Source organism: Paracoccus nototheniae, assembly GCF_004335005.1.
Lineage (GTDB): Bacteria > Pseudomonadota > Alphaproteobacteria > Rhodobacterales > Rhodobacteraceae > Paracoccus > Paracoccus nototheniae.
Map to the genome: position 1 here is coordinate 1 of NZ_RQRT01000055.1, position 12836 is coordinate 12836.

The following is a 12836-nucleotide window of genomic DNA, read 5'->3' on the forward strand; positions in this document are numbered from 1 at the left end:
TCAGACCCCGGAACCGGAGACGTTTCATGACCTGCCTGATCCTGCGCCCCCTCGCAGCCCTCTCGACCGCGCTCGCGCTTGTCCTGTCGCCCCTGTCCGTATCGGCCAATGCGCCTGTCGGGGGCCGGGACGAGGCGCGGATCTATTTCTTTGGCAACAGTCTGATCCACCACCTGACCGACACGGACGAAACGACCGTGCCGCATTGGCTGGCGGTGATGGCAGACCATGAGGGGCGGGATTTTGCAGCTGACGGGCGGTTCGGCTTTCCGCGCCAGTTCGCCACCGAACTGCCGCCCCAGACCAACTGGCATTTCGCCCGGGTCGACAAGGCGTGGCAGCCAGATCAAGGCGATTTCCGCAGCGCCGGTTTCGACACGGTCATCATGAACCCCGAGAATTTCATCCAGTACGACCGCGCCGATCGCCCCTATCAGGGCGACAATCCCGACGGTGCCTCGCCGCTTGGGGCGACGATGGGGGTGGTGGACTGGGTGATGGCCCATGCCGATGCGCCGCAATTCCTGATCTATGAGGGCTGGGCCGATCTGCATCCCTATGCCCGCAGCTTTCCCGCCACATCGCGCGAGATGGCGCAGTATCACCGCCATGCACAGGGCGCCTATGCCCGCTGGTACGACGATTACGTCGCCCGTCTGGCCGCCCTGCGTCCCGAGGCGCGGGTGGATCTGATCCCCGTGGGCCGCGTCATGTCGCAAGTGCTGTCGCAGGAACCCCTGTCGCAGATCCCGGTCGAGGCGCTGTATTCCGACCTGTCGCCGCACGGCACCGAAACGATCTATCTGCTGGCTGCGATGATCACCTATGGCTGGATCTATCAGGCGCCGCCGCCGAAAGGACTGCCCCTGCCCGACACGATCGACCCGGCCTTTGCGGCGGCCTATGACGACACCGCCGACCGGGTCTGGACCCTGCTGCAGGATGCGGGCCTGCGTGACGCCGTCACCGCCCAAGACGAGGCACGTTGAGCGTGCTGCGGGCGCGGATCGGGCTGCTGTTCAGCGGCGAATCCCTTGTGCAGCGGGCGGCGCGGGGATCGGCGCTGACGATCATCAGCTTTGGCGGGATGCAGGCGATCAGGCTGGTGTCCAACCTGATTCTGACGCGGTTGCTGTTTCCCGAAACCTTCGGCCTGATGACCCTGATCATGGTCATCATTCAGGGCCTGAACAATTTCTCGGATGTGGGCATCACGCCCGCGATCCTGCAAAGCAAGCGCGGCGACGACCGCACCTTTCTGGACACCGCCTTTACCATGCAGGCGATCCGGGGGGTCGTTCTGTGGCTGGGCTGCTGCATTCTGGCGGTGCCTGCGGCGCGATTCTATGACGTGCCCGAACTGGTCTGGTTCCTGCCGGTCGCGGCCACGACGACGGTGATCTTCGGTCTGCTGGCCACCAAGGTCGAGACCGCGAACCGCCATTTGCGCATGGGCCGCCTGACGATGGTGGAACTGGCGGTCGCGGCCATCACGACCGCGATCACGATCATTCTGGCAGCCCTGCTGGGATCGGCCTGGGCGCTGGTCATCGGGCTGATCATCGGCGCGCTGGTCAAGGTGGCGATGGTGCAATGGCTGATGCCGGGGCCGTCGAACCGGTTCCGGTGGGATGCCGATTGCGCGGCCGAGCTGATCAGTTTCGGCAAATGGATCCTGCCCTCGACCGTGGTGGGTTTTGCGATCTCGCAGGGCGACAAGGCGGTGCTGGCGCGGCTGCTGAGCCTGACCGATCTGGGCATCTATAACATCGCCTTTTTCCTGGCCAGCTTTCCGCTGATGCTGGGGGTGGCGGTGATATCGCGGGTGATGATCCCGATCTATCGCGCCACGGCAGAAGATCCGACCCCCCACAGGATGCACCGGCTGCGGCTGATGCGCACCGCGATGACCGCCAGCTTCATGGTGCTTCTGGCACTGCTGGCGACCTTTGGCGCCGATCTGGTGGCGCTGATGTATGACGAACGCTATCAATCCGCCGGGCCGCTGGTGACGCTGATCGCGCTGGCCAGCATCCCGTCGCTGGTCGGGCTGTCCTATGATCAGGCGGCGCTGGCAGGCGGGGATTCGCGTGGGTTCTTCTGGGTGACGCTGGTGCGGGCGGTGCTGTTTTTGTCGCTGTTCACGCTTGGCGCGTGGCAGGCGGGCATTCCCGGCGCCCTGGCCGGTCAGGCGATGGCGGCGGTTCTGGCCTATCCGATGCTGGTGCGCATCGCGCGCCGCCACGGGGTCTGGGACGGCTGGCACGATCTGGGTTTTGCCATCGCGGGCCTGATCCTGACGGCGCTCCTGCTGGTCTGAGGGGCTGCGCCCCTTGGACGCGACCTCTCAGGTGCTGGCGTGCTGCGCGGGCGTCAGGGCCGGAGCCAGCTGGCGCAGATGATCGATGCGCCGGGCGAATTCCCGGTCGAAATCGTGATCCTGCGCATAGTGCAGCGCCCGTTCGCCCGCTGTCATGATGTCGGTCCGGTTCAGCGCGGCGATCTGGCGGGCCATGGTGGCAGGCTGGCCCATCGGGGCCACCCAACCGCCCTGCGACTGCTTGGCCAGTTCCGTCCACATCGCATTGCTGCTGCCCATGACGGCCAGCCCGCAGCCCATCGCCTCCAGATAGCTGCAGGACGGGTCTGACTGGCGATGAAAGGCCACGAACAGATCGGCCTTGTCGCGCATCCACGGCACCAGTTCGGTGCTGAAATCGACGGGCTGGTGCAGGCGCACGGGGCCGGGCTGACCGCCGGGCAGGTCCGCCTCGCCGCCCAGACCAAGGCGGGCCAAATCGGCGGCCATCGGCGCGCGCATGGGGCCGGTGCCAAAGATGTCCAGCGTGAAATCGACGCCTTCATCGCGCAGCGCCTGCGCGAAGGGGACCAGATCCTGCGATCCCTTCATCGCGATCAGCCGCCCGGCATGCACGATCCGCAAAGGCCCGGTCTGCGCCGCGCGGCGCGCCTGATCGGCGGGGGTGGCCATCGCATCCCGCGACATCCGCCCGTCCAGATACAGACACGGGCTGGCGCTGAGGCCGCGATAGGCCGTCCATGCCGGAAAGCCGTTGGCCTGCACCCCGTCGGCGGCCCGCAGCGCCCGGCGCAACCGGCGTTCATGGCTGAGCAGCCATTGTTTCGCGCGCAGCGTTCGCAACAGACGCTTCAGCGGGCGCAGCGTCGCCAGATCCATCTGCGACACTGCCATCCGCGTCGCCAGATCATATTCGATCGCATAGACCAGCCGCGCGCCCACGGCGGCGCAGACCGGCGGCAGGCTCATCTGGCGAAAATCGTCGGCGGCGGCCAGAACGATGTCGCCGCCCTGCAGATCCTCGGGGGTGATCGGGATCTCGGGGCCGATCACGCGCAGCTCGCAGGGCAGATCGGCGGGATCGATCCGGCGCGAAAAGGGCAGCGCCCCGTCATATTCGCGGATCACCACGCGCACCGGGCCATCCCATTCGCGCGCGAACATGCGGATGCCTTCGATGAACTTGTCGTCCATGCGCAAGCCCTCGGCATCCCGCACCACATGGACCGAGGGAACCAGAATCAACCGGGGCTTCATGCGGATCTGCGCCGGGACGACAGCGCGCGGCGGGCATGGCCGGGCAGGATCATCGCGCCCTTCAGATAGCGCGGCCCAAGGCGGATCGGGTTCAGTCCCGCGCGCCACAGCCATTCGATCCGCATCTGCTGCATCACCTTGGGCGCCCGTTTCTGACGCCCGGCAACGAAATCGATGCCTGCCCCGACCGAGGCAATGCCCATCCCCGGACAACGCGCCCGCAGCCGCGAGGCCAGGATTTCCTGACGCGGCGCACCGATCCCCAACAGGCAAAGGCCAGCGCCGCTTTGGGCCAGCTGGTCGATGATGCCATCGGCCTCGGGGCCATGGGGATCAAAGGGGAAGCCGGGGGCCAGCACCACGGCGATGCGCAGGCCCGGCACGCGATTGATCAGGCGCCGCGCTGCGGCCTCGCCCGAATCCATCGTTCCCGCGACGATGGCGACCGATCGACCCTTGCCGGTCGCGATCTGGCACAGGGGCTGGACCAGATCGGACCCCGGCACCAGCGAGACCTGATGCCCGCCCATCCGCGCCAGCCAGACGATCGGATTGCCATCCGCGACGATAAGGTCGTGCGCGGCATAAGCCTCGCGGAAGCGGGCATCGCTGTGCAGCTTTTCCAGATGATCGACATTCATCGTGGCCAGTGCAAATCCACGACCCTGTTGCAGGCGCCGCGCGATGATCGTCAGCAGGCTGTCACGATCCGGCACGGTCAGCGACACGCGCGCGCCGCCCACATGAAATGTCATCATCTCTTCCTCATCACTTCCGGGCTCTGGCCCGTCTTCCGAATGGTGCATGGACAATCCGGCATCCTCTGTTTCGTCCGGCGACAATCCGGCCGCGTGGCCCTGCGCGCTGTCACGCATTCCGGTGGTCTGCTTCATGACACCGCCCCGCCCGTGGCCGTTCCCTCAGCCTCGGCCTGACCGATCAGGCGGCGCATGTGATCTGCCAAAGCCTCGACATTGCCGGGCTGCAGGATCGACAGATGGGTGCCGGGCAGGTCGTGCAGATCCCATCCGCCCTTGGCCACCGATGCCCAGCCCAGCCCGTTCCGCAAGGCGTCCGGCGCGTCCCAGAAGGCGCGATCGGCGCGAAAGACGGTGATCCGCCCGCCATAATCGGGGGGCTGATAGGCATCGACCGCCTGAACATTGGCCTGAATCAGCTCTTCCATGTTCAGGGGGGCGGGCTGGCCGTCGGCCTGCATGCGCGCCTTGGCATGACGGGCCAGTTCGCGATTGGCGCGGCGGTGATCCAGCATGGCGCGCAGGTGATCGCGGCCATGGCGGCGCAGCTGCCCCAGATGCGCGCGCAGCCTGTCCACGAGGCCCGTCAGCGCCGGACGCCCGTCCGGTCCTGCGGCATCCAGCAAAGCCAGCACCGGAACCTCGCGGCCCGCCTCGCGCAGCAGGCGCGCCAGTTCAAAGGCGAAATAGGATGCCATCGACACGGCGATCAGGCAGACCGGCTGGCCGGGGGCATGGTCCTGCAATTCCTCGAAATAGATCCGGGCGGTTTCGCGCACGTCGATCTGGTCCAGATCCTCGGGGACGCCGATGGTCAGGCCCCAGAACGGATAATCGGGGCCAAGCGCCTCGGACAGGGGGCGGAACAGGGCCTGATTGCGGCCCAGCACATGCACCGCGATCACCGGGATATGGTGGCCCGCGCCCTGCGTGGTGACCAGCGCGCGCGGCCGGGCCGAGGATTGCCGCGACAGGCGCGCCAGATCCTGCGGGCTGGACTGGCGCATCAGGTCGGTCGTCTGCAGCTGGATGCCGGTGCGTGCGCGCACCATGCTGACCAGCCGCAGGGCCAGCAGGCTGTCGCCGCCCAGATCATAGAAATCGGCATCGACCGGGACATGCTCATGGTCCAGCAGCTCGGCCATGCAGGCGGCGATGGTTACCGCATCCCGATCGGCGGGGCCGTCATCGACGGGCCGCACGACCGGGGCCGGGCGCGGCAGGTTGCGGCGGTCGATCTTGCCGTTGGGCGTGACCGGTAGGGCCGCGACCCCGATCAGCCGGGGCAGCATATAGGCGGGCAGATGGGACGCGATCCGGGCGCTGGTCGCTGCCAGATCGGTGCCCGGATCGGTGCTCGGGTCGGTCACCACCCATGCCAGCAGGCGCGCGGGCGGACCGGCATCCAGATCGACAAAGCATTCGCTGATGCCCGCCTGTTCCAGAAGGACGGATTCGATCTGGCCCAGTTCGATCCGGTGACCGCGCAGCTTGACCTGCCGGTCGCCGCGTCCCAGAAACATCAGCTGCCCGTCGCCCGACCAGCGGGCGCGGTCGCCGCTGCGGTAAAGGCGGCCTTCGGGGATCCACGGATCGGCTTCGAAGACCAAGGCCGTGCGGTCCGGGTCGCCCAGATAGCCGCCCGCGACGGCGGCGCCGCCGATCCACAGTTCACCCTCACCGCCTTTGGGGGTCAGGGTGCCGTCGGGGGCGCGCAGGATCAGGCGGGCGTGATCCATCGGGCGACCGATGGGCAGCTCTGCCCCCTCGGGCAGGGGTTCGCCCCGCCATGCGGCGCAGGTGATCGTCGCCTCGGTCGGGCCATAGGCGTTGAAGAAGGCCACCGTGGGTGCCAGCCGCTGCCATTGCCGCCACGCGGCGGGCGAGATCCGTTCGCTGCCCGTGACCAGCAGGCGCAGGCTGGTGGGCAAGGCCGCGTCGTCATCGGTCGCGGCATCCAGTTCGGCCGCCAGATGGTGCCAATAGCTGGCGGGCAGGTTCAGGACCGTCACCCGATGCTGATCGGCCAGGTCCAGCAGCCCCGCGATCGAGGCCGTTGGCCGGTCGTCGCGGATCACCACCAAGGCCCCGGCCAGCAGGGTCGGCCAGACCTCTTCCAGCATGACGTCGAAACCGGGCGCCGCGAATTGCAGCACCCGGTCGCCGGGGCGCAGACCGAACCGCCGCGCCACCGCATCGGCATGGGCCGACAGCGCGCCGGTCAGCCCGATCACGCCCTTGGGCCGTCCCGTCGATCCCGAGGTATAGATGACATAGGCCATCCGGTCGGCCTGGGGCGCCGGGCGCGGCGGGGCGGTCGCGGCCACATCGCCCGCAGGCACGATATGGGTCATGTCGCCCGCCGTCCCGGGCTGTGCCAAGGGCGAGGTTTCGGGCGCGATCAGCGCATGCGGGCTGGCGCCCTGCAACAGCCCCGTCAGATAGTCGGGCGTCTGATCGGTATCCAGCATCAGAAAGCCCGCGCCGACCTTCAGCACGGCCAGCATCGCGGCGATCTGATCCACGCCGCGCGGCAGGGCCACCGCCACGACATGACCGTCGCCCGTGCCCGCCTTGGCCAACTGCCATGCCAGCGCATTGGCGCGACGATCCAGCGCGGCGAAATCCAGCGTCGTCCCGGTCGCGGCGTCGATCAGCGCGGGATCGGCGGGTCGGGTGCGGGCGATGGTTTCGAAGCGGGCGGCGATGCAGGGGGATGAGGCCGCCGGAAGACCCTCGGGCGCGCCGAGGGTCAGCAGCTCTGCCTGTTCCTCCGGGCTCAGCATCGCCAGATCCGACAGGGGCGTGGCGGGACCGGCCTGCCCGATGGCGTCCAGCAACCCGGTCAGGTGATCCAGCATCTGCCGGGCCCGGTCACCGGACAGCCGCGCGGGGTCGTATTCCATGCCCAGCTGCAGCATATCCTCGGCCCCGGCGCCATTGCGCGGGGCGCGGCGGGCCTCGTCATGGACCGACAGGGTGATCAGGGCGGTGCCTTCCTCCAGCAGCCGCAGGCCGGTCCAGCCGCAGCCCAGATCGGCCAGCCGCGAGCCAAGCGTGCCGCGCTGATACATCACCACGGTGTCATACAGGGCCTCGGCCCCGCTGCGCCCGCTGAGGCGGCGGATCTCGGTCTGGGTGACACCCGCATGGGGACGCAGCTGCAGCGTCAGATCGCGCATCCGCGACAGCAGTGCGCCCGCGCCGTCCAGATCGTCCAGCCGCACCTGCATCGGCAGGGTGGCGATCAGGCAGCCCACGACATCGCGGGTCGCAGGATCGGTGCGACCGGATTCGACCAGCCCGAAGGCCGCGCCCATGCGGCCCGTCCAGCGCGCCAGCACCAGCGCCCATGCGGCCTGCACGGCGTTCAGGACCGTGGCACCCGAGGCCTCGCAGCTGTGGCGCAGTCCTTGAGCGCGCGCGGCGGGCAGCGCGCCGGACAGATGCGCCATGCGGCCCTGCCCTTCGGAGGCGCGAACCGGTAATGGCGCTGCCAGATCGCCATCCGCCAGCATCGGGCCAAAGGCCGCCTGTGCTGCCTTCGGGTCGGTGCGGCGCGCCTCGATGGCCTCGGCGAAACCCGGCGCCAGCGGCGCGGCGCGGCCTGCGCTGTCGCGCCCGGTCAGCAGATACCACAGCTGGGACAGCACCAGTTCGATGCTGGTGCCGTCGGTCAGGGCGTGATGGATGGTCCAGACCATGCGCGCCCGCCCGCCGCCCAGATCGATGCGCGTCACCCGCCATGCGGGGGCGGTTGCCGGATCGGCCCCGGCGTCGCGGTCGGCCTTCAGCACTGCCTCGGTCATCGCCCCCTGGGCATCCGCCGCCACGCCCGAGATATCGTGCAGCCGCAGATCGACCACCGGCTGGTCCTGAACCAGCAGCCGGACCTGCCCGTCGCGATCGGCGCGCAGCACGGTCCGCAGCGCCTCGTGGCGCAGGGCCAGCGTGGTCCATGCCTCTTTCAGATGGTCGGGGTGAAGGATGTCGTCAGACGCATCCGCGACGATCTGTTCCAGATGCGCCCAAGCGGACCCCGATGCGGTGGGCAGCAGAAATGCCAATTGGCTGTCTGTGGCGGGGCCCAGATCACGCATGTCATCCACAGCCCTGCGGGCTGCCGGGGATTTCGATTTCATCTGCATGCGCCTGTTCCAACAAAGATCACCGTGTAAACGCACTGGTTCACCTAAAGGTCCGGCGTGCCAGCACGATGTCCGTCTGTCAAGTCAAACGGTTGCGTGTGGAGCGTGGCGCACAACCAACGTCGATGGACGACCCTCAGACCTGCCGCGCGGCCAGCAGCCGGTCGTACATCGCCACGATCCGGGCCGCCTTGGCATCCCATGTGAAATCCGACAGCGCCGTAGCCCGGGCCGCCGCCGCCTTGACCGGCAGGGCGTGGGGATCGTCGGCCAGCGCCTGCAGCGCCGTGCGGAACCCCTCGACGATCTGCGGGCGCGCGCCCACCGGGATCAGATAGCCGGTCTGGTCGGTCACCAACTCTCCGGGGCCGGCATAATCGACGACCATCGGCACGACGCCCAGGGCCATCGCCTCCAGCACCACGCCGCCGCCGAATTCGCGGATCGAGGGGAAGGTCATCAGGTTCGCCTGCGCCAGCACCTGCTGGACCTGATCATGGGGCAGATTGCCGTGAAACGTTACCCCATCGGCGATCTGCAGGCTGTCGGCATGGGCGCGCAGATCGCCCGCCATCGGCCCGTCGCCGACGATGTCCAGCACCAGCCGCCCCGCGCGGATCAGCGGCGCCGCCGCCTCCAGCAACATATGCGGGCCCTTGTAGGGCACCAGCCGGCCCACGAAACAGGCGCGCAGCGGCCCGGTCAGATCCTGGGCCGAGGTCAGGTTGAACCGCGCCGGATCGATGGCGTTTTCGGGCAGCCAGACGGTCTTGTCCTGATAGGGGGCCGGGATCTCGCTGGCGGTGTGGCGCGATCCGGCGATGATCAGCGCCGCCGATCGCAGCATCCGCCGGTGCGACGGGTTCAGCCGATAGGCGCCGCGCACATAGGACAACCATTCATGTTCGCGGCGCCGCTCGGCCTCGAACCCCTTGGGCCAGGGCACCCCGCCATTCAGCGGTCCCAGCACGAAGGGCACCCCCGCCGCCGCCACCCTGGGCGCCAGAGACGAGGCAATGGTGGGCGACAAGGGCGTGATGCGATGGACCAGATCGAATTTTCCGGCCCGGATATCGGCGCCAAAGCGTTTCCAGACCAGATGTTCGAAATAGGGATAGCCAAGCGCCGCGATGGCCGTGACCATCGTCCAGCCCTTGCCGCTGCCCATGCGCAGCAGGCTGGCCAGCTTGTACATGGGGGCGGCCACGGCCTCGCTGTCGATGGCGGTGAAATCGGTGCCCTCGGTCAGGCCCGCGCGCAGAAAGGCGTCGCGGTTGCGGGTCTGGGTGACGATATGCACATCGGCCCGGCGCCGCAGCGCATCGGCCAGGGACCAGCCCACCAGCGGGACCGAAACCCATTCGGGATTGGCAGCCTCGGCAATGGCAAGAACGCGGGGGCGCAGGGGGGACATGGCAACCTTTCACAACAGGCTCGCCCAAGCATGGGCAAAAGCGTAAGACGGCGGAAAGATAGTTCAGTTATTCAACCGAGGCCATCACCATGTTTGCGCGCCACAGCCCTTGCCACCCCCTGACGCAGGACAAAGCCCGATGACCCTTGGATATCTGGTGCCCGAATTTCCGGGTCAGACGCATGCCTTCTTCTGGCGAGAGATCGCGGCGATCGAGGCGGCGGGCAGGCCCGTGCGCCTGTATTCGACGCGCCGCCCCGCGCCCGGTTCCTGCCCCCACGCCTTTGCCGATGCCGCCACACGGCGCACGACCTATCTGTTCCCGCCGCGCTTGGGGCCGACAGCCTTGCGGCTGCTGGCCCCTCCGGGTCGGGCGGGACGGGCGCTGGCCTATCTGGCCGGGCTGGATCAGACCGGCGCGATGGGCCGGGCCAAGCTGATGGCGCTGTTGCCGTCTGCGGCGATGCTGGTGGCCGACGCGCGGCGTCACGGGGTCACGCATCTGCACATCCATTCCTGCGCCAATGCCGCCCATCTGGGGGCGCTGGCGTGGATTTTGGGCGATCTGCCCTACAGCCTGACCCTGCATGGCGATCTGCCCGTCTATGGCACCGATCATGCGGCCAAGATGAAGCATGCCCGCTTCGTCGCTGCCGTCACCCGTCCGCTGGCGCAGCAGATCGCCGATGTCAGCCCCGCGACCGACGCGCCGGTGATCTGGATGGGCGTCGATTGCGCGCGCTTTGCCCCGCGCCCGCATCCGGCCAATCCGTCCCTGACCGTCGCCACCGTGGCACGGCTGAACCCGGTCAAGGGCCACCGCTTTTTCCTGCAGGCCATGGCGCAGCTGCGCGATCAGGGCCTGCAGGTCGATTATCACATTGCGGGCGACGGGTCCGAAGGCCCCGCCATTCAGGCCGAGATCGCGCGGCTTGGCCTGAAGGGCCAGGTCCATATGCTGGGCGCGCTGGACGAAGACGGCGTGCTGGCGCTGCTGCACCGCGTCGATGCGCTGGCCTTGACCTCGATCGGTCAGGGCGAGGCCGCGCCGGTCACGGTGATGGAGGCGATGTCCTGCGGCCTGCCGGTCATCTGTTCGCGCATCGGCGGCACGCCCGACATGATCACCGACGGAACGGACGGCTTTCTGGTCGATCAACAGGACGTGGGCGCCATTGCCAACCGGCTGACCCGGCTGGCCCGCGATCCCGATCTGGCGGCGCGGATGGGACAGGCGGCCCGGGCCTCGGCCGAATCGCTGTTCGACAGCCATGCCAACGCCCGAAAGCTGTTGGCGCGCATCGACGAAGGCTGACCGGCGCGTCGGCTTTTCGTCCTGCGGCAGCGCAGATCGTCGGCCCTTGCAACCACAAGCCCTATAATGCCCTATATGCCCGTGTCGAAGCGGCAAAATTTCGCTGAAAAAATTCTCACTTTTGCGAGAACCCGCCCGGCCATACCGACCCGAGCAGTTCGCTCGGGTTTGGGTCTGACTTCTGGTCTAAGCAACAGAAAAGTGGACAGGATCGGAGAAAGACATGGCGATTATCAGAGGCTCGAACAGGGGCGACAGTCTGACCGGCACATCCAGAAACGACGTCGTTTGGGGTCTGGACGGCGATGACAGCTTTTACTGGAGCGGCGGTCGCGGAAACGACACTTATCACGGTGGCGACCGGGGCGAGCGGTACGATTCGAATCCCTACACCCCCGGCAATCCCGGCGGCGACCGGCTGTTTCTGGATGGATCGTCCGGCGCATCGGTTTCCTTTCTGACCACCGAAAACGGGACCGCCCGGATCGGTGGCAACCTGCTGAACTTTACCGGAATCGAACGGCTTTTCGGGACCGACAGCAAGGATGTCATCGATGGGCGGCTGGCTTTGCCGAATCCGTCCCATGACGGCACGCCGACCCACGGGCTGTCGATCTTCAGCGGCGGCGGCAATGACAAGATCTTTGGCTCGCGCTATGACGATGTGATCGACGGCGGCCCGGGCAACGACCAGATCCGCGCAGGCGGCGGCAATGACTTTATCCATTCCAGCACCGGCAACGACCGGATCTGGGGCGGCGCCGGGGATGAAAACATCCGGTGGGGCAATGGCGACAATCAGCACAATCCGGGCCATGACCGGATCTGGGGCGGTGCCGGCAACGACCTGATCAACATCTGGATCAAGGATGGCGATGTCTGGCCCTCGAACGAAGAGCGCGGCATCCGCGGGGTCGAGGTCGACATCACCCGCGTCCGGGCCGATGGCAGCTTTTCGGGCACGGCGGAAACCAATATCGGCGGCGATGCCAGCCTGCGGTTCGACGGGTTCGAGCTGGCATGGACCCATGCGGGCAACGACACCTTTGACGCTTCGGACGCACGGGTCGTAGGGGACAGGGGTGTCAATCTGAACGCCCGGTGGGGCCATGACGTGCTGATCGGCAGCAGCGGCAATGACACGCTGGACGGATCCGAAGGCCGTGACACGCTGCGCGGCGGACAGGGTGATGATGAATTGTGGGTCGGCGACGGGCGCAATGGCGACGGCGACCGCGACACACTGATCTTCCGCCGGGGCGATGGGCAGGACACGGTCTATGGCTTTGACGCCGGTCTGGACGTGCTGGATCTGGGCGGTCGCGATTACTCCGCGCGCGAGATCAACCAAGGCACGCTGCTGGATTTTGGCCGGGGCGACACGGTTCTGCTGTCTGGCGAGTTCGACTTTATCTGAACCGCCTCTGCCCGTGCCGATTGCCTGAAAAGGCAGCATGCGGGCGGGAAACATATCCAAAAGGACAGGGCGCGGCATGGCTGCCGCCCTGTCCTTTCGGCTATCTGAACCAAACCTCTCCTTTCGGATAACTTGTAAAAAACCCCTGCGCTGGTACAAAGGTCTTGCAGCCAATGACCGATATTGGGCTGCGATCTCGCACATGTT

At 67.5% G+C, this 12836-nt stretch carries 8 protein-coding genes; 4 read left to right on the plus strand and 4 right to left on the minus strand.

Annotation, left to right across the window (positions count from 1 at the left end):
- Positions 1 to 26: 26 nt before the first annotated feature.
- Together EG885_RS16630 and EG885_RS16635 are read left to right on the plus strand one after the other, a co-directional pair.
- Positions 27 to 989 carry a T9SS C-terminal target domain-containing protein gene (locus EG885_RS16630; RefSeq protein WP_131576700.1) on the plus strand — a complete coding sequence of 321 codons (963 nt, stop codon included), beginning with the start codon at positions 27 to 29 and terminating at the stop codon, positions 987 to 989.
- A 2-nt stretch (positions 990 to 991) separates the two neighbouring features.
- Positions 992 to 2320, plus strand: a complete 1329-nt coding sequence (locus tag EG885_RS16635; RefSeq protein WP_242679711.1) for an oligosaccharide flippase family protein — start codon at positions 992 to 994, stop codon at positions 2318 to 2320.
- Positions 2321 to 2347: 27 nt separating this feature from the next.
- Here EG885_RS16635 and EG885_RS16640 read toward each other — a convergent pair whose 3' ends face one another.
- The 4 genes from EG885_RS16640 to EG885_RS16655 all read right to left on the minus strand — a co-directional run bounded on the left by EG885_RS16640 (position 2348) and on the right by EG885_RS16655 (position 9897).
- Complete coding sequence (locus EG885_RS16640; RefSeq protein ID WP_165571175.1) at positions 2348 to 3577, minus strand: glycosyltransferase; 1230 nt, start codon at positions 3575 to 3577, stop codon at positions 2348 to 2350.
- The gene (locus EG885_RS16645; RefSeq protein ID WP_242679710.1) at positions 3574 to 4470 is read right to left on the minus strand and encodes a WecB/TagA/CpsF family glycosyltransferase; all 897 of its coding nucleotides are present in this window, start codon (positions 4468 to 4470) and stop codon (positions 3574 to 3576) included. Before EG885_RS16645 ends, EG885_RS16640 begins: the two co-directional genes overlap by 4 nt.
- Positions 4467 to 8477, minus strand: coding sequence for a non-ribosomal peptide synthetase (locus EG885_RS16650; protein WP_165571176.1), 4011 nt, complete (start codon positions 8475 to 8477; stop codon positions 4467 to 4469). Before EG885_RS16650 ends, EG885_RS16645 begins: the two co-directional genes overlap by 4 nt.
- Before the next feature lie 142 nt (positions 8478 to 8619).
- On the minus strand, positions 8620 to 9897 hold the full coding sequence (locus EG885_RS16655; RefSeq protein WP_131576706.1) for a glycosyltransferase family 4 protein: 1278 nt from the start codon (positions 9895 to 9897) through the stop codon (positions 8620 to 8622).
- A 139-nt stretch (positions 9898 to 10036) separates the two neighbouring features.
- Here EG885_RS16655 and epsE point away from each other — a divergent pair, with 139 nt between their 5' ends.
- Entirely contained in the window at positions 10037 to 11212 is a 1176-nt protein-coding gene (epsE, locus tag EG885_RS16660; protein WP_131576708.1) for an exopolysaccharide biosynthesis GT4 family glycosyltransferase EpsE, read from the plus strand.
- 223 nt (positions 11213 to 11435) lie between these two features.
- Positions 11436 to 12629 (plus strand): calcium-binding protein, encoded by a 1194-nt coding sequence (locus EG885_RS16665; protein WP_131576710.1) that lies wholly within the window; start codon positions 11436 to 11438, stop codon positions 12627 to 12629.
- Positions 12630 to 12836 lie beyond the last annotated feature (207 nt).